We start from the raw sequence: 24965 nt of genomic DNA, 5'->3' as shown, positions 1-24965 counted from the left end.
GCCGTTGGATGTGCGTGCGGCCGATGATGGGTCGCCTGGGGCGGAGAAGAAATATGTTGGACTATCGCGCCTTTGCGATGCGCAGGCTGGCGGCTCTGGGGCCGCGTTATCTGCCCTTTGCGGATGTGGCAACCGAGGAGGTGCCGTTGCGGCGCCTTCTTCGGCTGTCTCTCTTTCAGGTCACCGTCGGCATGGCGCTGGTGCTCATCGTGGGCACGCTGAACCGCGTGATGATCGTGGAGCTCGCTGTTCCGGCGACGCTGGTGGCCGTGATGCTGGCGCTGCCTCTGATGTTTGCGCCGCTGCGCACGCTCATCGGGTTCAAATCAGACGTGCATGTCTCTGCGCTGGGGCTCAGGCGCGCGCCATACATCTGGAAAGGGACGCTCTACCAGTTTGGTGGTTTTGCCATCATGCCCTTCGCGCTTTTGGTGCTGTCGGGATACGGTGAGGCCGTGGATGCGCCGCGCTGGGTCGGCTATAGCTCGGCGGCGCTGTCATTCCTTCTGGTCGGCGCAGGTGTGCATATGGTGCAGACCGTGGGGCTGGCCCTGGCCACGGACCTTGTGGCTGAGGAGGACCAGCCCAAGGTCGTCGGGCTCATGTATGTCATGCTGCTGCTGGGCATGGTGGTCAGCGCGCTGGTCTTCGGCGCGCTGCTCGAGGACTACACGCCGGGGCGGCTCATTCAGGTTATTCAAGGGGCTGCGGTGGTGACCGTCGCCCTCAACCTCGCAGCACTTTGGCAACAGGAGGCGCGGAACCGCACGCGCGCGCAGGCCATGAAGGCCGCCCCGCGCGTGCGCTTTGCCGACGCCTGGACCAAGCTGATGGCGCAGGACGGAATGCTGCGGCTGCTGGTGGTGATCGGTCTGGGAACCTTCGGCTTCGGCATGGCCGATGTGCTGATGGAGCCTTACGGCGGGCAGGTGCTTGGGCTGTCGGTCGCCAGCACCACGAAGCTGACGGCCCTTCTGGCGGCGGGCACGTTGGGAGGATTTGTGGTCGCCGCGTGTGGGCTGGGGCGCGGCGGTGCGCCAGCGCGCTATGCCATCATCGGGGCCGCCATTGGATTGCCGGGGTTTGCAGCGATCATCCTGTCTTCCTTTGGCGCGGGCGTCCCGGCCTTCTTGGCAGGTGTCTTTGCAACCGGCCTCGGCGCGGGGCTTTTTGGGCACGCGACCCTGACCGCGGCGATCCGCGCAGCACCGGCCGAGCGGATTGGCCTGTCACTGGGTGCCTGGGGCGCTGTTCAGGCGACCGCGGCCGGCCTGGGGATTGCAACAGCGGGCATCGTGCGTGATCTGGTCGTGGGCCTGACGCCCGTGGGCGACGCGCCGCAGGTGCCCTACAATACGGTGTTCCTGATCGAGACGCTGTTTCTGGTGCTGGCGATTGTCGTGGCCTGGCCAATCCTGCGAGATAGCGCGCGGGCGCGGCGGTCCGGCGCGGACGGGCGCGCAGTGGAGGCGTCCTGAGCGCTGCGCGCAGGGCGTTCTTTGGTAAGACAATCAGGCATGTGAAGTGCTGAGGGCATGCCCGACCCGGAGGGCGTCTGCACCAGATGTGCCTTTTGCGGGGTCTCCAGCACGGCCAGCGTGATGCTCTTTACGACCTCTACATCGCCTTCCGGCGGGAGGGGAGGTGTCGCCAGTGTCGCTCGGACCGTTGGCGCGACTATGACGACCGGTGCCCGGTCTATCGACCGGGCGGGACAGTTGAGATCTGCGTGCCCGAAGCGGCTTCTGCTGGTGATTGCGCTCTAGAAGTCGCGCTCGCTGCCTTGCTGCCAAGGCTGCACAAGGTTGCCGAAACGGGTGAAGCGGCCTTCGAAGCTGAGATCCACCGTGCCGATGGGGCCATGGCGCTGTTTACCGATGATCACCTCGGCGCGACCGTGCAGGCGTTCCATCTCCTCCTGCCATTTCGCCATGGCTTCGAGGTCGTGATCGCCGGGTTTTTCGCGCTCCTTGTAGTATTCCTCGCGGAAGACGAACATCACCACATCCGCATCCTGCTCGATGGAGCCGGATTCGCGCAGGTCACTGAGCTGTGGGCGTTTGTCCTCACGGTTCTCGACCTGCCGCGAGAGCTGCGACAGGCCGATCACCGGGATATCCAGCTCTTTGGCGATGGCTTTGAGCCCCATGGAGATCTCGCCAATTTCCTGCACCCGGTTGTCAGACGTCCCGCGGGCAAGCTGGATGTAATCGACGATCAGCAAATCAAGCCCATGGGTCCGCTTGAGCCGTCGTGCGCGGGCGGCGAGCTGGGCGATGGGGATCGAGGGGGTGTCGTCGATGTAGAGCGGGCAGGCCTCGAGCGCCTTGGCCGCTTCGACAAACCGCCGGAACTCGCCTTCCGTCATATCGCCGCGACGGATCTGTTCGCTGGGCACTTCTGCTGCCTCTGACAGGATCCGCGCGGCGAGCTGCTCGGCACTCATCTCAAGAGAAAAAAAGCCCACCACACCGCCCTGAACGGCGCCTTCGGTGCCATCGTGGCGCACGCCCTTCTTGTAGGCCTTCGCGATGTTGAAGGCGATATTGGTGGCCAACGAGGTTTTACCCATCGACGGGCGGCCCGCGAGGATCAGCAGGTCGGACCGGTGCAGCCCGCCGAGCTTCTTGTCCATGTCGATGAGCCCGGTGGAGACACCCGCGAGCCCTCCCTCGCGCTGATAGGCGGCGTTGGCGACATTAACAGCGTCCGTTACCGCTTTGAGAAAGCTTTGAAATCCGCCTTCTGTGTTGCCCTGTTCCGCGAGATTGTAGAGCGCTTGTTCGGCCTCGACGATCTGCTCTTTCGGCTCGGAGGCCACATCCACTTTCGCAGCTTTGTCGGAGATTTCGCGCCCGAGCTGAATGAGATCGCGCCGCACCGAGAGATCATAGATCATCTGCGCGTAGTCGCGCACGGCGAAGGCGGAGATCGCGGCCCCTGCGAGGCGTGCGAGGTAAGCGGGGCCACCGAGCTCCTTCAGCCCCTCGTCATCCTCCATGAAGGCCTTGAGGGTGACGGGCGAGGCGAGATTGTTCTTGGCAATGCGCGCTGCCGCGATCTCGAAGATGCGTGCATGCACCGGGTCATAAAAGTGTTGCGCATTGATGATAGAGGCCACGCGATCGTAGACGTCATTGTTGGTCAGGATCGCGCCGAGCAGCTGCTGTTCGGCCTCGATGGAGTGCGGCATCGTCTCGGGCGCCTGCACGTCCACGCCGGTTGGATTGAATGCCGTGATTTCGTTCATGCCTGCGCCCACCTTGACCCGCCACCGGTCTTACCTGCGCCGCTCTGTGACATGCAATCAGGATAAGACGGTATAACGTGTGGATATGTTTTTATCCTGAGAACATACCCTATGTGGTGGTGGATTGCACGCGAATATACAGGATCGAGTGGCCGCTCAGTCGCTTTTTCGGGCGGCCTGCCAAGCGCGTGGGTCGTTGAGGAAGGCCTCGACTTCCGCGAGGGTTGTGGCGTCGAACGCGCCTTCGACGCGGGCCTCGGCGAGCACATCCCACCAGGTGCACAAGGAGTGCAGGGCAACCCCATGATCGCCAAGGGTCTTTTCGGTTTCCGGGAAAATCCCGTAATAGAAGATGACCGCGGTATGCCCGCAGGTCGCCCCCGTCTCGCGAATCGCATCGACGAAGCTGAGCTTGGAGCCGCCGTCGGTGGTGAGGTCTTCGACCAACAGCACGCGCTGGCCTTCGGACATATCCCCTTCGATGCGGGCGCCGCGGCCGTAGCCCTTGGGCTTCTTGCGCACATAGGTCATGGGCAGCCCGAGGCGCTCGGCCACCATGGCGGCGAAGGGGATGCCCGCGGTTTCGCCGCCTGCGATGTTGTCGAAGGCCTCGAAGCCCGCGTTGCGCATGACGGTGACGGTGAGGAAGTCCATGAGCGTCGAGCGGATGCGCGGGTAGCTGATGAGCTTGCGGCAATCGATATAGGTCGGGCTGGGCAGGCCGGAGGCGAGGATGAAGGGCTGGGCCGCGTTGAAATGCACCGCCTTGATTTCCAGCAGCATGCGCGCGGTGAGGCGGGCGATTTCACTGGCGTCGGGGTAGCTGCTGGGGATCATCTCGGGGTCCTTTGTGGCAGAGGGCGGATGCCTCCGGCGGGAGTATTTGTCGACGGGTGAAGCTCAGGTCACCGCCCAGTCAAGCGGGAAGCCGGGGTCGAAGACGGTGACGGGGCCGTCGTCGGTGGCGATCTGGGTTGGGTAGGTGGCGCCGGTCTTGGTGAGGGTGACCGTGTCCTCGTTCGGCGGCAGGCCGTAGAAAGCGGGGCCGTTCAGAGAGGTAAAGGCTTCGAGGTGGTGGAGGGCGCCTTCCTCTTCGAAGACCTGCGCGAGGATCGAGAGGGTATTGGGTGCCGTGAAGCAGCCCGCGCAGCCGCAGGGCAGGAGCTTGTTCGCATCCGTGTGCGGGGCGCTGTCGGTGCCGAGAAAGACGCGCGCAGCACCCGAGGTGGCGGCCCGGCGCAGGGCGCGCCGGTGGGTTTCGCGCTTTGCCACTGGCAGGCAGTAATAATGTGGTTTGATGCCACCCGCGAGGATGTGGTTGCGGTTGATCACCAGGTGGTGCGTGGTGATCGTCGCGCCGAGGGTGTCGTCTTGCGCGCTGGCGTAGTCCACGGCGTTGGAGGTGGTGATGTGTTCCATCACCACGCGCAGGCCGGGGGTAGCGCGGCGAATGGGGTCGAGCACGCGGTCGATGAAAACGGCCTCGCGGTCGAAGATGTCGATGTCCGCGTCCGTGACCTCTCCGTGCACGCAGAGCGGCAGGCCGATCTCGGCCATCTTCTCCAGCACCGGGCGGACCTTGTCGAAGTTCCGCACCCCGCTCGCGGAATTGGTGGTGGCCCCCGCGGGATAGAGCTTGACCGCGTGCACGAGGCCCGAGGCCTGGGCGGCGGCGACATCCTCGGGGTCGGTGTCTTCGGTGAGGTAGAGCGTCATCAGCGGGGTGAAATCGGCGCCCTCGGGCAGCGCGGCCAGGATGCGGTCGCGGTAGGCGCGGGCATCGGCGGCGGTGACAACCGGCGGCACGAGGTTGGGCATGATGATCGCGCGGGCGAAGTGGCGGGTGGTTTCGGGCAGCACCGCGCGCAGCATGGACCCATCGCGCAGGTGCAGGTGCCAATCGTCGGGGCGTCGGAGGGTCAGGCTCTGGCTCATGGCCCTGCGCTAGCACAGCTTGCAAGTCAGGACCAGTATCAGGCGCTGGCTGGCTCGGCGAACTGGTCCAAGCGGCGGGCAAAGCGCGGCGCCGTGTGACGCCGGACGACGGAGCGGCAGAGCATTTCGATCCGGCGCGGGCGCGTGTCTCGGTCGAGTTGTCTGAGCAGGTGGCGCAAGTAGGGCATGTCATCGCGGCGCGCACGCAGCAGCCGCCCGAACTCCGCTCGTGTGAGACGGTCGCGGGCGGCGGCGACCATAAGCTGGTCGAGGATGCCCATGCGCAGAAAATCGGCGTGCAGCCTGCCGCCGAAGTGGCGAGCTCGCAGCATCGTCGCGTTCGGGCGGGTGAAGAGCGCGGCATGCATTGCGTCTTCGGTCTGACGGGGATCGAAGACAACGAAGGCGGCGGCGGCCGCATCCAGCATATCTGGGGCATAGCCGTAGCGGTCCGCAAAGCTGGTGCGGCGCATCTTCGCAAAGCGCGTGTCCCAGCCGGCGATCCCGGGGTCCAGCGTTGCCTGGGGCTGCAGGGCCAGCACGCGTGCGCCTGGTGCCGCGACGGAAAAGGCCGCCGCCGCATAGCCGCAGGGGCCGGCCCCGTAAAAGAGGATCGTATCGAAGGCGTCGAAAAAACCATCATCGGTCAGCCCGTCGAAATGGGCAAAGACCGCTTCGTCGCGGAACCACGTGTCGCCGTCGCTTGTCACACCCAGATGTGACCAACCGAAGCGGCGCATCAAATCGGGGCCCTCTGCGTGGCCGCTGGGCACAAGCGGCGGGCCGCTTTGCGCGCTTTCAAAGGAGACCAGAAGCGTTGGGCCGCGGTCGACAAATGTGGCGCGGTGACGGTCGCCAAGCTGGGTCACGGCCCCCCCGGTGTCGAGCGGATCCGCTGCTTCGTCTATCCACGCCCCCCAAGGCGTATGCCCCGGCGTCTGGTCAGAATCCACGCGTGCGTCTCATGTGATCTGCATCTCCCCCACCAAAACGTCATAGGCCGCCGGGCGCCGCCATGCAATCGACCGGCGGCTCAGAGGGCGAATTGGGAAACAATGAAGCTGATTGGCCCTAATTGTTTGGATTTTGGCGATCCTGCAGCGCGTATCGGGTCAAGTCCTTTGCGGCCTCGGGTGAGATCGGCTCTGAAGGCGGCGTCATGAGCAGCCGGGCGAAGAGGGCGCGCATGGGCTCTTGCTGCATCAGCGTCTCGAAGCGGGCCTTGCGCCAGGCGACGGCCTCCGTGTGCAAACGGGCCAGCGTTTGATCGGCTTTCAACTCGGCCAGCATCGCGTCCCGCCGCGGCTTCAGGGCGGCGATGGAGGTATCCTCATCGGTGTTGAAGTTCCGCTCCACCCAGTAGTCCATCGCCAGCGGCACATCCGCATGCACCGCCCGCCCACGATCGGCCTTCAGCACGAAGCTTTCCATCGCGCCCAGCGGATAGTGATTGAGCTGTACGAGGCCGTAGTTCGGCTGGCCGTAGTCCGAAAACACGCGCCGGGTCTTGAAGGGGGCACCGAGGGAGCGGCCCTCGCCGTCCCTCCACTGCGCGCCATCCAGCCGGTCGCGGTTGGGCGCCTTGGGGCGATGCACGCCCAGCTTTCCGTAGGTGCCGTCGTTTCGGTAAAGCGTCTTGAACATCACCGCGCGCCAGGGCCAGAAGATCACCTCCGGCGCGCAGCGGGTAAACTGGTCGGTCACAAGCTGGTCGCAATAGTGCGTGACGCCGGCATTGCCGAAGAGCCGCCAGGTGAGAGTGATCGCTGTGGCGTCCGGCAGGGCGGCGATGAGGGCGGGCAGGGTATTGTCGCCCGTCTTCACGGTCACGAATTCGTCGATGTCGAGCGGCACGAGCCAGTCGGCGTCCTTCACCAGCGGCTGTTCGTCGGCCAGTTTCAGCGCCGTGAACTGGATGCCGCGATTGCCGTAAGGCCCCGCGTTGCGCAGATGCGCGAGCCACCCGATCTGCTCCAGACGATCGAGCATGGCATCGGTGCCATCCGCACAGTCGTTGGAACAGACGACAAAATCGCTGACACCTGCCGCATGGTGATGCGCAAACCATTCCAGCAGGAAGGCGGCCTCGTTGCGCACGGTCAGAACGGCGGTGATTTTGGGGGCTGCGTCAGCCATCGGTGGCGCGGGCCTGCGGGGAAGTCATGGGGGACCCGGTCCTCGGTCAGCGGCGTGTCGGTGACCATGGCAGGTGGCGCGCATGCCGTCAACGTAGACCAAAAGGCCCCCCATCGGCGCTTGACCCGACCGGCTTTGGATGCAGGTATCAGAGCCAAAGAGGAGGACATATGTCCGGAGTTGAGACGATTGATGCCGTGCAGGAGATGCTGGCGGCAGAGGGCTATGTCTGTGACCGGGCGCTGGGCACGGTTGTGTTTCTGGCGCTGCGGCTGGGGCGGCCCCTGTTCCTTGAGGGCGAAGCCGGCGTTGGCAAGACCGAGATCGCCAAGGCGCTAGCGGCTGGGCTGAACCGGCGGCTCATCCGGTTGCAATGCTACGAAGGGCTGGATGCGGCCACGGCAGTCTACGAGTGGAACTTCCCGGCCCAGATGGTCGCCATTCGCACGGCCGAGGCAGCGGGCGGGGCCGAGCGCGCGGATCTGCAGGCGGAGCTCTTCAGCGATGACTACCTGATCGAGCGGCCCCTGCTGGAGGCGATGCGCCCCGATGAGCACGGCGCGCCGGTGCTGCTGATCGACGAGTTGGACCGGACGGATGAACCTTTCGAGGCATTTTTGCTGGAAGCCCTGAGCGATTTTCAGGTCACGATCCCGGAGCTGGGCACGATCAAGGCACCGGAGCCGCCGGTGGTGATCCTGACCTCGAACCGCACGCGCGAGGTGCATGACGCGCTGAAACGCCGCTGTCTCTATCACTGGGTGGACTACCCGGATTTCGACCGCGAAATGGAGATCCTCGCCGCCCGCGCGCCCGAGGCCGCAGAGGCGTTGAGCCGGGAAGTCGTGGCCTTCGTGCAGCAGTTGCGGACCGAGGATCTCTTCAAGAAGCCGGGCGTAGCGGAAACCATCGACTGGGCGAAATGCCTGCTGGCGCTGGATGTGATCAACCTCAGCCCCGAGGTCATCGCCGATACGCTGGGCGCGATCCTGAAGTATCAGGATGACATCCAGAAGCTGCAGGGCTCGGAGGCCAAACGAATCCTCGACCAGGCCAAGGCTACCCTGGAGGTGGCATGAGGCGTCTTCTGGCTCAAAATATCCCGGGGAGTCGCGCAGCGACGGGGCAGAGCCCCAATGAACGCAATGCCTGAATACCCCGCCCTTGAGCTTCCGGAGACCCCCCGGCTCGCCGGGAACATCACCCACTTCGCCCGCGCGCTGCGGCGCGCCGGACTGCCGATCGGGCCGGGCCGCGTCGTTGACGCGATCCGGGCGGTGGAGGCCGCGGGCTTCACCGACAAGCGGGATTTCTACTGGACGCTGCATGCGTGTTTCGTGAACCGGCCAGAGCATCGCCTCGTCTTCGGCCAGATCTTCCGGCTCTACTGGCGTGATCCGCGTTATCTGGAACACATGATGTCCTACATGATCCCGGCGGTCCGGGGCGTGCAGGAGGAGCGCCGCGCCCAATCGGCGGAGAAGCGGGCGGCGGAGGCGCTGCTCGACGGGGCCGAAGTGCCGGATTTTGGCGATAGCGATGCGGAAGACACGGGCGAGACGGAGATCGAGATCGACGCGAGCCTCACGATGTCGTCCGAAGAGCGGCTGCGCAGCCTCGATTTCGAACAGATGAGCACGGCCGAGATGGCGGCGGCCAAGCGGATGCTCGCAAAGCTGAACCTGCCGGTGCCGCCGATCCTGTCGCGCCGGGCGCAGGCCGATCCGCTGGGGCGCCGGGTGGATGCAGCGCGGACCTTGCGGGGCGCGATGCGGCAGGGCGGCGAGCTTCATCGGATCGCCCGCCGCGCGCCGCGCCCGCGCTGGCCGAACCTGGTGGTGCTCTGCGATATCTCCGGGTCCATGAGCCAGTACTCAAGGGTTGTGCTGCATTTCCTGCATGCGGTGGCGAACGCGAAGGGGGCAGGCTGGGCGAAGGTGCATGCCTTCACCTTCGGGACCCGGCTGACGAATATCACCCGGCATCTGAAGCACCGCGATGTGGATGCGGCGCTGGCGGCGGCGGGGGCGGAGGCGCAGGACTGGGAAGGGGGCACGCGGATCGGTGATTGCCTGACCGCCTTCAACCGCGACTGGTCGCGGCGGGTCATGGGGCAGGGCGCGGTGGTGCTCCTGATCACCGACGGGCTCGACCGGGACGATCCGGAGGCTCTGGAGCGGCAGATGGAGCGGTTGCATCTCTCATCGCGACGGCTCATATGGCTGAACCCTTTGCTGCGCTGGGAGGGGTTTGCGCCGAAAGCGCGTGGGATTGCGGCGATGCTGCCGCATGTGGACAGCTTTCGCGCCGGCCATTCGATTGCCTCGCTGGAGGATCTGGCGGTGTCGCTCTCGCGCCCGGATGACATGGGTGAGAAAGACCGGCTGATGCGGGCGTTGGCTGGTTAGGTTTGATCGGCGGAGCGCGCTGGCGCGCGCATTCCATTTTTTGTTCGGGGCTGCGGGCTCACCAAAAACCAGCCGGGTTGCGGCGCGGCCCTTGCTGTGCGTCGCGCCTGACAGACCCGGACGCTGCGATCAAGGACAATAGCCGTCTCCCCGCCCGGGGCGGGGCCCCTCGGCGATTCTCCTTGATCCCACCATCCGCGCCTATCCGGTCGAAGCTGCGCAAGGGCGGCTCCGAAAACCGGCCGGTCAGGCGACAGCTTTGGCAAAGGCGGTGCGGTAGAGTTCGGCGAGCTCGGCGAGGGGGGCGCTGCGGCTGCCGAGGGTGACGGCGTCGCCGCCGAATGTGCCGACCTCGGTCAGCGGGAGGCCCGCCTTGGTGGCAGCTGTCGTGAGAACTGCGGCCTGCTCGGGCGTGGCGGCGATCAGATAGCGGGCCTGGTCTTCACCGAAGAGCTGGGCGGTGTCGTCGGCGGTGAGGGTGATGCCGAGGCCGGCGGCCTCCGCCATCTCGAAGGCCGCGAGCGCCAGGCCGCCGTCGGAAAGATCGGTGCAGGCGGCGATGCTTGCGCGGTTCGCGCGGATGAAATCGCCATGGGCTTTTTCCTCGGCCAGATCGACCGGCGGGGCGTCGCCCTCCGACCGGCCGAGATGTTCGGCAAGCAGGGCGGATTGGCCGAGGTGTCCGGTGGTCGCGCCCAGCAGAAGGGCCAGGTGGCCGGGACGGATGTCGAAGCCAATGATGTCGTCGGTGTGGGCGATCAGGCCCACGGCACCGATGGTTGGGGTGGGCAGGATCGCCGCACCATCGGTTTCGTTGTAGAGCGAGACGTTGCCGGAGACGATGGGCATGTCGAGGGCCGCGACGGCTTCGCCGATACCCTTGATGGCGCCCACGAACTGGCCCATGATGCGCGGCTTTTCGGGGTTGCCGAAGTTCATGTTGTCGGTCGTGGCGAGCGGCGTGGCCCCAACGGCGGTGAGGTTGCGGTAGGCCTCGGCCACCGCCTGTTTGCCCCCCTCAACCGGGTTGGCCAGCACGTAGCGGGGCGTCACGTCGGAGGTGAAGGCGAGCGCCTTGTCTGTGCCGTGGACCCGGATGATCCCCGCGCCCAAGCCGGGCGTGCGCACCGTATCGGCCATGACCATCGTGTCGTATTGCTCGTAGACCCAGTGCTTGGCGGCGTAGTTGGGGCTGGAGAGGAGGGATTTCAGACCTGCGATAGGATCGATCTGCGGCACCTCTGCGAGTGGGGTCGGGCTGGGCGTTTCCTCCCACGGGCGGTCGTATTCGGGGGCGGTGGAGGCGAGCTTGGAGAGCGGCAGGTCGGCCTTCACCTCGCCGTTCAGCATGATGAGGAAACGGTCTTCTTCTATGGTCTCGCCGACGATGGCGAAATCGAGGTCCCACTTGTCGAAGACGGCCTTGGCTTCTGCTTCAAGTTCGGGGCGCAGGACCATGAGCATGCGTTCCTGGGATTCGGAGAGCATCATCTCGTAGGCGGTCATCGCCTCTTCGCGCACGGGCACGTTTTCCAGATCGAGCTGGACGCCAAGGCCGCCCTTGTCGCCCATCTCGACGGCGGAGCAGGTGAGGCCGGCTGCGCCCATGTCCTGGATCGAGATCACCGCGCCGGTGGCCATCAGCTCCAGCGTGGCCTCCATCAGGCGCTTTTCGGTGAAAGGGTCACCGACCTGCACGGTGGGGCGCTTTTCCTCGATGGTCTCGTCGAACTCGGCGGAGGCCATGGTGGCGCCGCCTACACCGTCGCGGCCGGTTTTGGCGCCAAGATACACCACCGGCATGCCGACACCGGAGGCCGCGGAGTAGAAGATCTTGTCGGCATCGGCGAGGCCCGCGGCGAAGGCGTTCACCAGGCAGTTGCCGTTGTAGGCGGGGTCGAACCGGACCTCGCCGCCCACCGTGGGCACCCCGAAGGCGTTGCCGTAGCCGCCGATGCCCTCGACCACACCGTTGACCAACTGACGGGTCTTCGGGTGCGACGGTTCTCCAAAACTCAGCGCATTCATCGCCGCGATGGGCCGCGCACCCATGGTGAAGACGTCACGCAGGATGCCGCCCACGCCCGTGGCCGCGCCCTGGTAGGGTTCGATGTAACTGGGGTGGTTGTGGCTCTCCATCTTGAAGACCACGGCCTGCCCATCGCCGATGTCGACCACGCCTGCATTCTCACCGGGACCGCAGATCACCTGCGGGCCTTCGGTGGGCAGCGTGCGCAGCCACTTCTTGGAGGATTTGTAGGAACAATGCTCGTTCCACATGGCCGAAAAAATGCCCAGCTCGGTGAATGTCGGCTCCCGGCCCACGATCTCGAGGATGCGCGCGTATTCATCGAGGCTGAGGCCATGATTTGCGATCAGATCTGGTGTGATGGCAGGTTCGGTCATCGCTCGATTTGGCCCCCCATGGCAGGTATTGCCAGTGTCTTTAGAGGAAGGGCGGCGCGGGGAAAAGGGCAAAGGCCGCGCCGGTCTTTTGCGCCATTTGATAGCCGCGAAAAAAGAGGCCGAGCACAAAGCTCGGCCAAGTCCAACAGGGAGGTATGAAGGAAGATGCAGCGCATCCGCTCCTTCAAGAGAGCAAATAAGAGGCGGACTGCACACGATCAAGGCTGATTCAAAATTGTTTCAGCATGTCTGATATGCGCTTGATGCATAGCTGACTATTTGGTCAAATTTTCTGCTTGTCTCTCAGTTGTTTGCGGTAGGCAATGATCTCGTCCTGCACGAAATCCTTGAAAGCGGCAACCCGCTGCGAATGACGCAGCTCTTCGGGGTAGGCCAGGAAGACGGGCACATCGGCGGATTCGACATCCGGAATGACCCGGACCAGATCGGGGAAATCCTCGGTCACGTAGTCGGGCAGCACGCCGATGCCGAGGTTGTTCAGCACGCCTTGCAACACCCCGAAATAGTTATTCACCGTGAGCGTTGAGCGGATGTCGTAGGTCATCAGGTGCTGCACCAGGTTCCGGCCCGCTCCAACCTGATCGCTGTTTGTGTTCTGACAGATGAGCCGGTGGCTTTCGATGTCTTCGATCTCGACGGGCGTGCCGTTCTCGGCAAGGTAGTCCGGCGTCGCGAAGAGGCACATGCGGATCATCATCAGCTTCTTGCGGATGAGATCGGCCTGGCTCGGTTCCTTCATGCGGATGGCCACATCGGCCTCGCGCATGGGCAGGTCGAGCACCCGTTCCTCCAGCATGAGGTCCACCTTAAGGTCCGGGTATTGCTCGTAAAGTTTCGGCAGGCGCGGGGCCAGCCAGAGCGTGCCGAAGCCGGTTGTGGTGGTCACCCGCAGCTCGCCGAAAACCTCCTCTTCGCTGTCTCGAATGCGGGCCGAGGCGGTGTCGAGCCGCTTGGTCATCGCGGAGGTCGCGTCGAACAGAAGCTCGCCCTGTTCGGTCAGAATGAGCCCGCGCGCGTGGCGGTGAAAGAGCGTGGTGTTCAGCATCTCTTCGAGCCCGCGCACCTGACGACTCACCGCCGATTGCGACAGGTTGAGCTTGTCGCCGGCGTGCGTCAGCGAGCCTGCATCAGCCACCGCGTGAAATATTCGAAGCTTATCCCAATCCATGAAACACCCTGTACCAACCTTCGCGCCTTCCCTAGCGACATATTGTTTCGAAATACAGCGGAGCCGCGCGCATTCAGGACGAAACGGCAAAAATTTCCTATACAGGTCAGCTTTCATGACCTATTATTGGGCTAAATCTATGCAAGACTGGGAAAGCTGGGAGGCGACCGATGAGCACTCAGAAGATCTCACTCAATGACCGCTATGACCTATCCAAAAGCCCGGTTCTGTTGAACGGAACGCAGGCGCTGGTGCGTCTGATGCTGATGCAAAAGGCCCGGGACACGGCCGCGGGGCTGAACACCGCCGGGCTGGTGACCGGCTATCGTGGCTCGCCGCTGGGGGCGGTGGATTTGCAGATGCAGCGGGCACTCAAACCACTGACGGAACATGACATTACCTTTCAGGCTGGCTTGAACGAGGATCTGGCCGCGACCGCACTCTGGGGCAGCCAGCAGGCGGAATTGCGGGGCGAGGGCAAATTCGATGGCGTCTTCGGGCTCTGGTACGGCAAGGGGCCGGGGGTCGACCGTTCGGGCGATGTGATGCGGCATGCGAATATGGCCGGATCTTCCACCCACGGCGGTGTTCTGATGGCCATGGGCGACGATCACACTGGCGAAAGTTCGACCGTACTGCACCAATCCGAATGGGCGATGGTCGATGCCTACATGCCGGTGGTCAGCCCCGCGGGCGTGCAGGAAATCCTCGACTACGGGCTTTATGGCTTTGCCTTGTCGCGGTTTTCCGGGCTCTGGGTCGGGCTGAAGACGATGAAGGATACGGTCGAGGCGACCTCGGTGGTCGATGCCGATCCGGCGCGGGTGCAATTCGTACTGCCGAACTTCGAAATGCCGGAGGGCGGGCTCAACATCCGCCTGATCGACACGCCGCACGCCCAGGAAGCGCGCATGATCGACTACAAGCGCTTTGCGGCAGAGGCCTTCTCGCATGCCAACGGGATGGACAAGCGCGTCTGGGGAAAGCCGGGTGCCAAGATCGGTTTTGTGGCGGCGGGCAAGAACTGGCTCGACCTCGAACATGCGCTGGCGCTGCTGAATATCGACGCGGGCGAGGCGGAGCGGCTCGGGATCACGACCTACAAGGTGGGGCAGACCTTCCCGTTGGATATGGAAGGGTTTCACGACTGGGCTGAGGGGCTCGATCTCATCGTGGTGGTCGAGGAAAAGCGCAAGCTCATCGAGGTCCAGATCAAGGAAGCCATTTTCGACGATCGGCGGGGGCGTCGCGTCTATGGCTGGTACAAAGGTGGCGCGGGGGCTATGCACCGCGAGGAGCTGTTCCCGACGCGCGGCGCACTGGACCCGATCATGATCGCCGAGAAGCTCGGCGGCATCCTGATCGATGAGGGGCGGGAGACCGATGGGATCAAGGCGGGCTTGCACCTGCTCGAAGAGGCGCGGCGCAATGACAATGCCGAGGATATCGCGGCGCGGTTGCCCTACTTCTGCTCGGGCTGTCCGCACAACTCTTCCACGAAGCTGCCCGAAGGGTCGCGGGCCTATGCCGGCATCGGCTGTCACTACATGGTGCAGTGGATGGACCGCGAGACCACCGGCTTTACCCATATGGGTGGCGAGGGGGCGAACTGGATCGGCGAGGCGCCGTTTTCGACCCGCGATCACGTGTTCCAGAACCTGGGCGACGGGACCTACAATCACTCCGGCGTACAGGCGATCCGTGCGGCGCTGAACGCGGGCACCAACATCACCTACAAGATCCTCTACAACGACGCGGTGGCCATGACCGGCGGGCAGCAGAACGAGGGCGATCTTGATGCGCCGCGGATCGTGAAGGAGTTGCAGGCGATGGGCGTTCCGCATATCGCGGTGGTCTATGACGAGAAAGAAGATGTTGATCCGAAAGCGTTTTCCGGTGTTGAGGTTCATGAACGGGCAGATTTGCAAACTGTTCAGGAGAAGTTTGCAAAGTTGTCGGGAGTCTCGGCGATTGTTTACATTCAGACCTGCGCGGCCGAGAAGCGGCGGCGGCGCAAGCGCGGGCTGTTCCCCGATCCGGACAAGCGCGTTTTCATCAATACGGATGTCTGCGAAGGCTGCGGCGACTGTGGGGTGCAGTCGAACTGCGTATCGATTGTGCCGAAAGAAACCGAACTGGGCCGCAAACGGGCCATCGATCAATCCTCCTGCAACAAGGATTTCAGCTGTCTCAAGGGCTTCTGCCCGTCCTTTGTGACACTTGAAGGTGCGACGGTCCGGAAAGACCCGACCGCGCGCCTCGATATCCCTGATTTGCCACAGCCAGAGCTCCCCGCCATCGACGGGACGTGGAACGTGGTCGTCACCGGGGTTGGCGGCACCGGTGTGGTGACCATCGGGGCCGTGATGGCGCAAGCCGCGCATATCGACGGGAAGGGTGCCGGCATGATGGAGATGGCCGGGCTGGCCCAAAAGGGCGGCGCCGTACACATCCACTGTCGCCTTGCTGAAAAGCCGAGTGATATCAGTGCAATCCGCGTTGCCACCGGCGAAGCGGACGCCCTGATTGGCGGCGATCTGGTGGTCTCGGCCGGGGCAAAGACGCTTGGGCTGACGCGTGCGGGGCGGACCGGGGCGGTGGTGAACAGCCATGAGATCATCACCGGCGACTTCACCCGCGATACCGAGTTTCAGCTGCCCAGCGAACGGCTGGCGCTGGCCCTCGAAGCGCGGCTGCAGGACCGGGTGGATCTGTTCGATGCCTCCGATCTGGCCAAGGCCACGCTGGGCGACTCTATTTTTTCGAACATGATGATCTTCGGCGCGGCCTGGCAGCGGGGTCTGGTGCCGCTGTCGCTGGAGGCGATTTCCGAAGCGATCACACTCAACGGCGCCGCGGTCGAGCGGAACCTGCGGGCCTTTGAAATCGGACGTTGGGCCGTTCTCTACCCCGAGGAGGCCGCGGCGCTGGTCCAGCCCAAGGTGGTTCGCCTGCCCAAGACCGTGGACGAGCAGATCGCGTTCCGCGCCGACCACCTGAAGGCGTACCAGAGCGCCCGGCTTGCCAAACGGTACCGGAGTTTCCTGGAGCAGATCACTGATCCAGAGGTCCGCGCGGCTGCTTTAAAAGGCTATCATAAACTGTTGTCTTACAAGGATGAATATGAAGTCGCGCGGCTCTTGCTGACCAGCCGCGAGAAGGCGGCGGAAGAGTTCCACGGCGACTTCAAGATGACCTTCCACCTCGCCCCGCCGCTGTTGTCGAAAACCGGGCCGGACGGGCGGCCGCAAAAGCGAACCTTTGGGCCCTGGCTGGAACGGCCCCTGCGGCTGTTGACCCGTCTGAAGGTTCTGCGCGGCACACCGCTTGATCCCTTCGGGTACAACACGGAACGCCGCATGGAACGGGCGCTGATCAAACAATACGAGCGCGACATGAAGGAGGTGCTGGGGCGGCTGGATGATTCCACCCGTCCCGCGATTGTCGCGCTGGCCGCCCTGCCGCTCGACATCCGTGGCTTCGGACCGGTCAAGCAGCAGAACGAAGCGAAGGCCGCCAAACGGCGCGAGGAATTGCTCTCGGTGATCCGGGCCGGTGGGGCCGAGACCGCGCGCGCTGCGGAGTGATCTTCACATATTTGACATATCTTCTGGGCATAGTGCGCCGCCAAAGCTAGAGTTGCGCCGCAGCGGCAAGAGGACATGCTCTGAATGGTACGCGCCAATATCACGCGGGATATCAGCTATTCGTATTCGGCGCAGACCAAGGGCGGGCGCGCGCTGATCCGCATGATGGAGAACAGCACGGGGCGGCTGCGCCTGATCAAACGCGCGCGCGGCTATGAGCATGAAGTGGCCGCCGGCCGCGGCTTCTTCGACGTCATGGTCGAACGGTACGGGCTGACCCTCGATGTGGTGGGCGGCGCTCTTGACAATATCCCGCGGGACGGCCCGCTGATCATGATCGCCAATCACCCCTACGGTATCCTCGACGGGCTGATGATGGGGCACATTCTGGGGCAGAGCCGGTGTGACTTCCGGATCATGGCGAATTCGGTCTTTCGCAAGGCTGAGGATCTGAACCGCTTCATCCTGCCCATCAGCTTCGAGGAGACGAAGGACGCGCTGGCGCTCAACATTGCAACGCGGAAGGCGGCGCTGGCCTATCTTGAGCAGGGCGGCGCCATCGGAGTGTTTCCGGGCGGGACGGTCAGCACTGCGGCCCGACCGTTTTCGCGGCCCATGGACCCGGGCTGGCGCAGCTTCACCGCGCGGATGATTGCAAAATCGCGTGCCCATGTGGTTCCGCTCTACTTCGATGGACACACCAGCCGGCTGTTCCAGATCGCGAGCCACATGCACTCCACCCTGCGCATGGGGCTGCTGATCAAGGAGTTCAAGACACGCGTCGATACGCCGGTGCGCATCGTTGTCGGCCAGCCGATCGGGCGCGACATTCTGGACCCGCTGGCCAAAGACGGCAAAGCGATGATGGATTTCCTCCGAAAAGCAACGTATGAGCTGTCAACGGACCCCGAGAAGCGGTTTGACCTGGGGTATGAATTCGAGGAGCGGCACCGATCCTGAACAGGTGCCCGAAAGAGGCGCCTGAGCATGGCAGTTGGGATTTTTGACAGCGGATTGGGCGGCTTGACCGTCTTGCAGGCGGCCGAAGCGCGGCTGCCGGAGTTGCCGTTTGTCTATCTCGCCGACAGTGCCCATGCGCCTTACGGGGTGCGCACGGCCGATGACATCTTCGATCTGACCTGTGCGGCGGTGACCCGGCTCTTCGAGGCGGGCTGCAATCTGGTCATTCTGGCCTGCAATACCGCCTCGGCGGCGGCGTTGCGGCGGATGCAGGAAAGCTGGGTGCCGTCCGACAAGCGTGTGCTGGGTGTCTTCGTGCCGCTCATCGAAGCGCTGACCGAACGGCAATGGGGCGACAATTCTCCGCCGCGGGAGGTCAACGTCAAACATGTGGCACTCTTTGCAACACCCGCCACAGTGGCCAGCCGCGCCTTCCAGCGCGAGCTGGCGTTTCGCGCGATTGGCGTGGATGTGGAGGCGCAGGCCTGCGGCGGGGTGGTGGATGCGATCGAGGATGGTGACATGATCCTGGCCGAGGCTTTGGTGCGCAGTCATGTCGAGGCCTTGCAGCGCAAGATGCCCGAGCCGGATGCTGCGATCCTCGGCTGCACACATTATCCGCTGATGCAGTCGAGCTTTCAGGCAGCGTTGGGCGAGGAGGTCCGTGTCTTCAGCCAGGCCGCGCTCGTGGCCGACAGCCTCGCCGATTATCTGGATCGGCATCCGGATATGCTGGGCACGGGCGAGCGGTGCTTCCTGACCACCGGTGATCCGCGGCGGGTGAGCGACCGCGCCACCCAGTTCTTGCGACGACAGATCGTGTTTCAATCCGCCTGAACCACCATCTTCTCTTTCGATACGGACGAACCATGACCTATTCCATCGCCATTCTTGGCGCTTCCGGCTACACCGGGGCTGAACTGATCCGGCTGATTGCCGAGCATCCCCAAATGACGCTCACCGCGCTTGGGGCCAACACGAAGGCGGGGCAGAGCATCGCCGAGGTGTTCCCGCATTTGCGGCATCTGGACTTGCCGGCGCTTTTGCAAATCGATGAGATTGACTTTGCAAAGATCGATCTGTGCTTTTGCGCGTTGCCGCATAAGACCAGCCAGGAGGTGATCGCGCGCCTGCCCGGCGATCTGAAGATCGTCGACCTGAGCGCGGACTTCCGGCTGCGCGACCCGCAGGCCTATCAGACATGGTACGGCAACGCTCATGCTGCGGTGGAGCAGCAGAAAGAGGCGGTCTATGGCCTCACCGAGTTCTATCGCGACGAGATTGCGCGAGCACGGCTTGTCGCGGGCACGGGCTGCAATGCGGCGACGGGGCAGTTCATGCTGCGGCCCCTGATCTCTGCTGGGGTGATCGATCTCGACGAGATTATCCTCGATCTGAAATGTGCCGTCTCCGGCGCCGGGCGCAGCCTCAAGGAGAACCTGCTGCACGCCGAGCTGTCCGAAGGCTATCACGCCTATGCGGTCGGTGGCACGCACCGGCATCTGGGCGAATTCGATCAGGAATTCAGCGCTCTGGCTGGCCGTGCGGTCAAGGTGCAGTTCACCCCGCATCTGCTTCCCGCGAACCGGGGCATTCTGGCGACCGGCTATGTCAAGGGCGCGCCGGAGGCCGTGCATGCCGCATTGGCCGCAGCCTATGCGGATGAGCCGTTCATCGTGGTCCTGCCCTTTGGCGAGATGCCGAGCACACGGCACGTGCGGGGCTCCAACTTCTGCCATATCGGGGTCGTCGGAGACCGTCTGCCGGGACGGACAATCGTGATTGGCGCACTGGATAATCTGACAAAAGGTAGCAGCGGCCAAGCGTTGCAAAACGCCAACCTGATGTTAGATATTGAAGAGACCACGGGGTTGATGATGGCCCCGCTGTTCCCGTGAGGACGCATGAAATCGCTCAAGAAACAGCGCCGGATACAGGTTATCGCCGTAGCTGCCGTGGCGCTTGTTCTGTCGACGGCGTTGATTGGCTATGCGATGCGCGACGGGATCAATTTCTTTCGTGCGCCCAGTCAGATCCTGGCCGAACCACCCGAGCCGACGGAGGTCTTCCGGATCGGCGGGCTGGTGGAAGAAGGCTCCATCGTGCGCGGACAGGGAGAGACCATTCGCTTCAGCGTGACCGATGGCGGTGCCGTTGTGCCGGTGACCTATACGGGCGTTCTGCCGGATCTCTTCGAGGAGAACCAGGGCATGGTCGGCACTGGACGCTACATTAACGGTGTCTTCGAAGCTCATGAAATTCTTGCGAAACACGATGAAACCTATATGCCTGCCGAGGTGGTTGACGCGCTGAAGGAACAAGGCGTCTACAAACCCTCCGACAGCTGACAGCGTACGCTCACATCAGCCTGAATTAACCATTCCTTGTCCATTTTTCCGCCCACGACGGCTGAAAAGGGGACAGGCATGCAGACGGTCAGAGAGATCGCCACCGAGATCGTGGCGCGGGAAGGCGGGTTCGTGAACGACCCGGACGACCCCGGTGGGGCCACGAAATACGGCGTTACGATTCACACCATGCGGGCTCTGGGCATCGACCTCGATCACGATGGAGCGGTGACCGTTGCCGACGTGCGGGCTCTGACGAAGGCGCATGCCATCGAGATCTTTGAGAAACACTACTTCGAAAAGCCGCTGATCGCGCTTCTTCCGCAGGTGCTGCATGCGACCGTCTTCGACATGTATGTGAACGCCGGCAGCAACGCGGTGAAGATCCTGCAGCGGTTGCTGCGCGACATGGGCCATCCGGTTGCGGTTGACGGCGTTCTGGGGCCACAGAGCATTGGCGCGGCGCAGGCCGCCTATCTGGAGGCACCGGACTTTCTGGCTGACGCCTACGGGATTGCACGCCGCAACTATTACTTCCGGATCGCCGATCGTCGGGCCGCCAGCCGAAAATACGCGCGCACGCGCGCCGGCGGCAAGGGCGGCTGGATCAAACGCGCCGAGGAGTTCATCTCGCCGCGCTACCATCTCACACGAGAGCAGTTTCAGCAGAGGGTTTCAGCATGGGTCTGATATCGGGGCTTCTCAACATCATCTTTGGCAATGATCGCAACGTGATCGCGCAGACTGCTGAAGTCTTTCGGGAGAACACGGAGGAGGGGGCGGCCCGTGCGCAGCAGCTGCGCCTTGGTGCGATGGCGCAATTCGCGCAGGAGTTCGAGGTGGCCCCTCAGGGGTGGTTCGACCGGATGATGGATGGCGTAAATCGGCTGCCGCGCCCTGCCTTGGCGCTGGGGACGCTGGGTCTCTTTCTGGCCGCGATGATCGACCCGGTGTGGTTTGCCGCACGCATGCAGGGCATCGCGCTGGTTCCGGAGCCGCTCTGGTGGCTTCTGGGGGTGATCGTGTCGTTCTACTTCGGTGCGCGGCACCAGATCAAAAGCCAGCAATTCCAGAAGTCGATCGCGCGCACCATGTCCTTTGCACCAAAGGTGGTCGACAACATCTCGGCGCTGGGTGCACTCAAGGCCACGTCGCCCGGCGTTGCGGATGCGGGCCATGATGCGCAGCTCGCGACACTCTCTGTGGCCCCGGATGAGAATTCGGCGCTGGCCGCGTGGCGGGCACAGAAAGGCGCGCCCGCGACAAAGTGAGCCGCTGACTGGCGCGTTTGTCATTGGACGCGCCAGTGCGGCAGTTTATACTGCTGCACATGATCACAGAGTTCGGACATTTCGCCCTGATCCTCGCCTTTCTGGTGGCGATCGTTCAGATGATCGTGCCGCTGATTGGGGCACACAAACGCTGGCCGGCCTGGATGGCTGTGGCCGAGCCCGCCGCCTCGGCGCAATTCCTGCTGACGGCGTTCTCGTTCGCAGCGCTGATGTACGCCTTTATCATCTCCGATTTCAGCCTGCGGCTGGTCACCCTGAACAGCCATTCCGCCAAGCCGATGATCTACAAGATCAGCGGGACCTGGGGCAATCATGAAGGCTCGATGCTGCTCTGGGTGCTGATTGTCACGCTCTTCGGCGCCATGGCAGCGTGGTTCGGCGGCAATCTGCCACCCACGCTGCGCGCCCGCGTCCTGGCCGTTCAGGCGGCCATCGGCGTGGCGTTTTTCGCTTTTATTCTATTCACTTCCAACCCGTTCTTGAGATTGGCAGTGCCACCCTTCGACGGCCAGGATCTGAACCCGCTGCTGCAGGACCCCGGTCTCGCGTTTCATCCGCCGTTTCTGTACCTCGGATATGTGGGTCTGAGCATGGCCTTCAGTTTCGCGGTCGCCGCGCTGATCGAGGGCCGGGTCGATGCGGCCTGGGGCCGCTGGGTGCGGCCCTGGACACTGGCGGCGTGGGTGTTCCTGACCATCGGCATCGCACTAGGGTCGTGGTGGGCATACTATGAACTCGGCTGGGGCGGCTTCTGGTTCTGGGATCCGGTAGAAAATGCCTCCTTCATGCCGTGGTTGCTCGCGGCGGCGCTGTTGCACTCGGCCATCGTCGTGGAGAAACGCGAGGCACTGAAGAGCTGGACGATCCTGCTCGCGATCCTCGCCTTCGGCTTCTCGCTCATCGGCACTTTCATCGTCCGCTCGGGCCTGCTGACAAGCGTCCATGCCTTCGCCAATGATCCGGAGCGCGGCGTGTTCATCCTGATGATCATGGGCTTCTTCATGGGCGGCGCGCTTATCCTCTTTGCGCTGCGCGCGAGCGCCATGGAGGCCAAAGGGGTGTTTGGGCTCGTCAGCCGCGAGAGCGCGCTTGTGGCGAACAACCTGCTGCTTGCGGTGTCCTGCTTCGTGGTTTTCGTCGGCACCATGTGGCCGCTGGTGGCCGAGATGTTCTTTGACCGCAAGCTCAGCGTCGGCCCGCCCTTCTTCAACATGGCGTTCTCGCCCTTCATGCTGGTGCTGGGGCTGATCCTGCCCATCGGCTCGGCGATGCCCTGGAAACGCGCGCGGATCATGCGTGCCGTCCGGCCGCTGCGCTATGTCTTCGTTCTGGCGCTGGCCATCGGCGGGTTGGCTTATGCGATGCAGACCGGGCGGAGCCTGCTGGGGCCGATTGGCCTGTTTCTTGCAGCTTGGGTCGTCATGGGCACGCTGGTGGATTTTGCGCAGCGGACGGGCCGCGGACCCGGGCGCTGGGGCCGCCTGCTGCGCCTGCCGCGGGCCGATTGGGGCAAGATGGTTGCCCATACCGGCCTTGGCGTCACGATGATGGGGGTCTGCGGGCTCATGGCCTGGCAGCAGGAGGATATCCGCGTGGCGCAATTCGGCGAGCCCTATGAGGTCGGCGGCTACACGATCACCCTGGATGACGTCATCAACAAGGAAGGTCCGAATTTTATCTCGACCATGGGGTACATCACGCTGGCCAAAGACGGGCGCGAGATCGCACAGCTGCGGCCCGAGAAGCGGATTTATCCGGTGGCGCAGATGCCCACGACGGAAGCGGCCATCGACTATGACCTCGCACGTGACGTCTATGTGGTGATCGGCGACCGGCAGGAGACGGGCGGCTGGGCGGTGCGCACCTACATCAAGCCCTTCACCAACTGGATCTGGATCGGTTCGGGCCTGATGGCGCTTGGCGGTTTCCTCAGCCTGTCCGACCGGCGCTTCCGCGTGGCGGCGGGCGCTCGCAAAGCCCCGAGCCAAGCGGTGCCGGCCGAATGAAACGTTTGGCGCTGATCTTTCTGTTTCTGGCCAGCCCGCTCTGGGCGCTGGACCCGTCCGAGATGCTCGAGGATCCTGAGCTGGAGGCCCGCGCGCGGGCGCTCGATCACGAACTGCGCTGCGTCGTCTGCCAGTCCGAATCGGTGGCCTGGTCCAATGCGAACTGGGCCGAGGATGCGCGCCGCACCGTGCGTGAGCTCGTGTCCGAGGGCGCAAGTGACGAGGCGGTGATGGATTTCTTCGTGGCCCGCTACGGGGAATTCGTGCTCATGTCGCCGCGTGCGAGCGGCTCGACCTGGGCGCTCTGGGCCGCAGGGCCCGCGATGCTGATCCTCGCGCTGGGGATGGGTTTTGCCTATCTGCGTGGGCGATCGCGGACCGTTGCCCCGCAGGAGGCCGCGCTCTCGGAGGCCGAAGCGGCCCGGTTGCGCGAAATCCTGAAGGACTGACGCCTCGTTGCTCTTTTCTGAACCGGTCAGTTTGATATGACGGGGCACGCCTGACAAAAAGGACGCCCCATGGAATACCATACGCTGACCTATACGCTGCACGACGGTGTGGCCACGATCACCCTGAACCGGCCCGAGAAGATGAACGCGCTCAGCACCCAGATGCGGGCCGAGATTGCCTATGCGGTCTCGGAGGCCGGCAAAACGGCGCGGGTGGTGGTGATCACCGGCGCGGGCAAGGCCTTCTGTTCGGGGCAGGATCTGGGCGACCGGGTCAGCGCTGCGAACCTCGATCTGGAACGGACGCTGCGGGATGAGTACCAGCCGATGCTGCATGCCATAGTCGACTGCCCGGTCCCGACCATCGCCGCGGTCAACGGTCCGGCGGCGGGCGCGGGGGCCAATCTTGCGCTGGCGGCGGATGTGGTGATCGCGGCAGAGAGCGCCTATTTCCTGCAGGCCTTCGCGCGCATCGGTCTCATCCCGGATGCGGGTGGCACCTATGTATTGCCGCGCACCATGGGCACCGCAAAGGCCATGGGGGCCGCTCTGTTCGCCGACAAGATCACCGCCCGGCAGGCGGATGACTGGGGCATGATCTGGGAAGCGGTGCCGGACGCCGGTTTCGAGGCCCATTGGCAGGCCCGCGCCGCGCATCTGGCGCAAGGCCCCACGGCGGCCTATGCGGCGATCAAGAAGGTGATCCGCGGCAGCTGGGACAACTCCATGGACGAGCAGCTGACGCTCGAAGCCAAGCAGCAGGGTCAATGCGGCAAGTCGCGGGACTTCAAGGAAGGCGTGCTGGCTTTCACCGAAAAGCGGCCCGCGCAGTTCGAGGGGCGTTAGGGGCTCATGAGCAATCCGGCGGCGCGACCGGACCACACGCGATTTTGCTGGTCACGGGGGCGGACGTGCGGCTGAGGGGCAGTCAAACGAATAGGGAGCCGCATGGATTTTCCATACAGCTCCCTCGTAGACCTGAATCACTGTTTCCAATAC

General features: G+C 64.0%; 20 protein-coding genes. 13 read left to right on the top strand and 7 right to left on the bottom strand.

Annotated elements, in window-relative coordinates; genetic code table 11:
• Positions 1-53 precede the first annotated feature (53 nt).
• Positions 54-1478, top strand: a complete 1425-nt coding sequence (locus tag MUB52_RS13395) for a PucC family protein (RefSeq protein WP_318527431.1) — start codon at positions 54-56, stop codon at positions 1476-1478.
• Positions 1479-1762: 284 nt separating this feature from the next.
• Here the strand turns inward: MUB52_RS13395 and MUB52_RS13390 are convergent, their stop codons facing one another.
• The 5 genes from MUB52_RS13390 to MUB52_RS13370 form a co-directional block, all read right to left on the bottom strand.
• Entirely contained in the window at positions 1763-3250 is a 1488-nt protein-coding gene (locus MUB52_RS13390) for a replicative DNA helicase (RefSeq protein ID WP_263844731.1), read from the bottom strand.
• 156 nt (positions 3251-3406) lie between these two features.
• Complete coding sequence (locus MUB52_RS13385) at positions 3407-4087, bottom strand: orotate phosphoribosyltransferase (protein WP_263844730.1); 681 nt, start codon at positions 4085-4087, stop codon at positions 3407-3409.
• Positions 4088-4150: 63 nt separating this feature from the next.
• The gene (gene pyrC / locus MUB52_RS13380; RefSeq protein WP_263844729.1) at positions 4151-5185 is read right to left on the bottom strand and encodes a dihydroorotase; all 1035 of its coding nucleotides are present in this window, start codon (positions 5183-5185) and stop codon (positions 4151-4153) included.
• 38 nt (positions 5186-5223) lie between these two features.
• Positions 5224-6138 (bottom strand): phosphoadenosine phosphosulfate reductase, encoded by a 915-nt coding sequence (locus MUB52_RS13375; protein ID WP_263844728.1) that lies wholly within the window; start codon positions 6136-6138, stop codon positions 5224-5226.
• 118 nt (positions 6139-6256) lie between these two features.
• Complete coding sequence (locus MUB52_RS13370; RefSeq protein WP_263844727.1) at positions 6257-7321, bottom strand: glycosyltransferase family 2 protein; 1065 nt, start codon at positions 7319-7321, stop codon at positions 6257-6259.
• 170 nt (positions 7322-7491) lie between these two features.
• Here MUB52_RS13370 and MUB52_RS13365 point away from each other — a divergent pair, with 170 nt between their 5' ends.
• Both MUB52_RS13365 and MUB52_RS13360 read left to right on the top strand, forming a co-directional pair.
• Positions 7492-8400 (top strand): AAA family ATPase, encoded by a 909-nt coding sequence (locus MUB52_RS13365; RefSeq protein WP_263844726.1) that lies wholly within the window; start codon positions 7492-7494, stop codon positions 8398-8400.
• A 66-nt stretch (positions 8401-8466) separates the two neighbouring features.
• Positions 8467-9729: a vWA domain-containing protein gene (locus MUB52_RS13360; RefSeq protein ID WP_263844829.1), complete on the top strand. Its 1263-nt coding sequence runs from the start codon at positions 8467-8469 to the stop codon at positions 9727-9729.
• Between the two features lie 246 nt (positions 9730-9975).
• On the opposite strand, the gene purL is transcribed toward MUB52_RS13360, so the two are convergent.
• The gene (gene purL, locus MUB52_RS13355; RefSeq protein WP_263844725.1) at positions 9976-12135 is read right to left on the bottom strand and encodes a phosphoribosylformylglycinamidine synthase subunit PurL; all 2160 of its coding nucleotides are present in this window, start codon (positions 12133-12135) and stop codon (positions 9976-9978) included.
• Between the two features lie 283 nt (positions 12136-12418).
• On the bottom strand, positions 12419-13324 hold the full coding sequence (locus tag MUB52_RS13350; RefSeq protein WP_263844724.1) for a LysR family transcriptional regulator: 906 nt from the start codon (positions 13322-13324) through the stop codon (positions 12419-12421).
• Between the two features lie 170 nt (positions 13325-13494).
• Between MUB52_RS13350 and MUB52_RS13345 the strand changes: the two genes are divergently transcribed.
• The 10 genes from MUB52_RS13345 to MUB52_RS13300 all read left to right on the top strand — a co-directional run bounded on the left by MUB52_RS13345 (position 13495) and on the right by MUB52_RS13300 (position 24812).
• Positions 13495-16911 (top strand): indolepyruvate ferredoxin oxidoreductase family protein, encoded by a 3417-nt coding sequence (locus MUB52_RS13345; RefSeq protein ID WP_263844723.1) that lies wholly within the window; start codon positions 13495-13497, stop codon positions 16909-16911.
• 84 nt (positions 16912-16995) lie between these two features.
• A complete protein-coding gene (locus MUB52_RS13340; RefSeq protein ID WP_263844722.1) occupies positions 16996-17871 on the top strand; it encodes a lysophospholipid acyltransferase family protein in 876 nt (291 codons plus the stop codon).
• 27 nt (positions 17872-17898) lie between these two features.
• Positions 17899-18708: a glutamate racemase gene (locus MUB52_RS13335; protein WP_263844721.1), complete on the top strand. Its 810-nt coding sequence runs from the start codon at positions 17899-17901 to the stop codon at positions 18706-18708.
• 32 nt (positions 18709-18740) lie between these two features.
• Complete coding sequence (gene argC, locus MUB52_RS13330) at positions 18741-19769, top strand: N-acetyl-gamma-glutamyl-phosphate reductase (RefSeq protein ID WP_263844720.1); 1029 nt, start codon at positions 18741-18743, stop codon at positions 19767-19769.
• A gap of 6 nt (positions 19770-19775) precedes the next feature.
• The gene (gene ccmE, locus MUB52_RS13325; protein ID WP_263844719.1) at positions 19776-20219 is read left to right on the top strand and encodes a cytochrome c maturation protein CcmE; all 444 of its coding nucleotides are present in this window, start codon (positions 19776-19778) and stop codon (positions 20217-20219) included.
• 78 nt (positions 20220-20297) lie between these two features.
• Positions 20298-20909 (top strand): holin-associated N-acetylmuramidase, encoded by a 612-nt coding sequence (locus MUB52_RS13320; protein WP_263844718.1) that lies wholly within the window; start codon positions 20298-20300, stop codon positions 20907-20909.
• Positions 20900-21490 (top strand): holin family protein, encoded by a 591-nt coding sequence (locus tag MUB52_RS13315; protein ID WP_263844717.1) that lies wholly within the window; start codon positions 20900-20902, stop codon positions 21488-21490. The genes MUB52_RS13320 and MUB52_RS13315 overlap by 10 nt, the downstream gene beginning before the upstream one ends.
• Before the next feature lie 59 nt (positions 21491-21549).
• A complete protein-coding gene (locus MUB52_RS13310) occupies positions 21550-23517 on the top strand; it encodes a heme lyase CcmF/NrfE family subunit (protein WP_263844828.1) in 1968 nt (655 codons plus the stop codon).
• Entirely contained in the window at positions 23514-23966 is a 453-nt protein-coding gene (locus tag MUB52_RS13305) for a cytochrome c-type biogenesis protein (RefSeq protein WP_263844716.1), read from the top strand. Before MUB52_RS13310 ends, MUB52_RS13305 begins: the two co-directional genes overlap by 4 nt.
• Before the next feature lie 69 nt (positions 23967-24035).
• On the top strand, positions 24036-24812 hold the full coding sequence (locus MUB52_RS13300) for an enoyl-CoA hydratase-related protein (protein ID WP_263844715.1): 777 nt from the start codon (positions 24036-24038) through the stop codon (positions 24810-24812).
• Positions 24813-24965 lie beyond the last annotated feature (153 nt).

Origin of the sequence: Roseobacter sinensis (assembly GCF_025755255.1) — a bacterium.
Taxonomy (GTDB): domain Bacteria; phylum Pseudomonadota; class Alphaproteobacteria; order Rhodobacterales; family Rhodobacteraceae; genus Roseobacter; species Roseobacter sinensis.
The sequence above is the reverse complement of the archived record's forward strand: the minus strand, read 5'-3'. Positions and strand labels throughout refer to the sequence as shown.

Bases quoted from the DNA above. Each gene is read 5' to 3' on its own strand.
- MUB52_RS13370 (WP_263844727.1), bottom strand. From the start codon at position 7,321: ATGGCTGACGCAGCCCCCAAAATCACCGCCGTTCTGACCGTGCGCAAC.
- MUB52_RS13360 (WP_263844829.1), top strand. From the start codon at position 8,467: ATGCCTGAATACCCCGCCCTTGAGCTTCCGGAGACCCCCCGGCTCGCC.
- MUB52_RS13365 (WP_263844726.1), top strand. From the start codon at position 7,492: ATGTCCGGAGTTGAGACGATTGATGCCGTGCAGGAGATGCTGGCGGCA.
- argC (WP_263844720.1), top strand. From the start codon at position 18,741: ATGACCTATTCCATCGCCATTCTTGGCGCTTCCGGCTACACCGGGGCT.
- MUB52_RS13345 (WP_263844723.1), top strand. From the start codon at position 13,495: ATGAGCACTCAGAAGATCTCACTCAATGACCGCTATGACCTATCCAAA.
- MUB52_RS13385 (WP_263844730.1), bottom strand. From the start codon at position 4,087: ATGATCCCCAGCAGCTACCCCGACGCCAGTGAAATCGCCCGCCTCACC.
- MUB52_RS13315 (WP_263844717.1), top strand. From the start codon at position 20,900: ATGGGTCTGATATCGGGGCTTCTCAACATCATCTTTGGCAATGATCGC.
- pyrC (WP_263844729.1), bottom strand. From the start codon at position 5,185: ATGAGCCAGAGCCTGACCCTCCGACGCCCCGACGATTGGCACCTGCAC.
- ccmE (WP_263844719.1), top strand. From the start codon at position 19,776: ATGAAATCGCTCAAGAAACAGCGCCGGATACAGGTTATCGCCGTAGCT.
- purL (WP_263844725.1), bottom strand. From the start codon at position 12,135: ATGACCGAACCTGCCATCACACCAGATCTGATCGCAAATCATGGCCTC.
- MUB52_RS13320 (WP_263844718.1), top strand. From the start codon at position 20,298: ATGCAGACGGTCAGAGAGATCGCCACCGAGATCGTGGCGCGGGAAGGC.
- MUB52_RS13340 (WP_263844722.1), top strand. From the start codon at position 16,996: ATGGTACGCGCCAATATCACGCGGGATATCAGCTATTCGTATTCGGCG.
- MUB52_RS13390 (WP_263844731.1), bottom strand. From the start codon at position 3,250: ATGAACGAAATCACGGCATTCAATCCAACCGGCGTGGACGTGCAGGCG.
- MUB52_RS13305 (WP_263844716.1), top strand. From the start codon at position 23,514: ATGAAACGTTTGGCGCTGATCTTTCTGTTTCTGGCCAGCCCGCTCTGG.
- MUB52_RS13395 (WP_318527431.1), top strand. From the start codon at position 54: ATGTTGGACTATCGCGCCTTTGCGATGCGCAGGCTGGCGGCTCTGGGG.
- MUB52_RS13310 (WP_263844828.1), top strand. From the start codon at position 21,550: ATGATCACAGAGTTCGGACATTTCGCCCTGATCCTCGCCTTTCTGGTG.
- MUB52_RS13335 (WP_263844721.1), top strand. From the start codon at position 17,899: ATGGCAGTTGGGATTTTTGACAGCGGATTGGGCGGCTTGACCGTCTTG.
- MUB52_RS13300 (WP_263844715.1), top strand. From the start codon at position 24,036: ATGGAATACCATACGCTGACCTATACGCTGCACGACGGTGTGGCCACG.
- MUB52_RS13350 (WP_263844724.1), bottom strand. From the start codon at position 13,324: ATGGATTGGGATAAGCTTCGAATATTTCACGCGGTGGCTGATGCAGGC.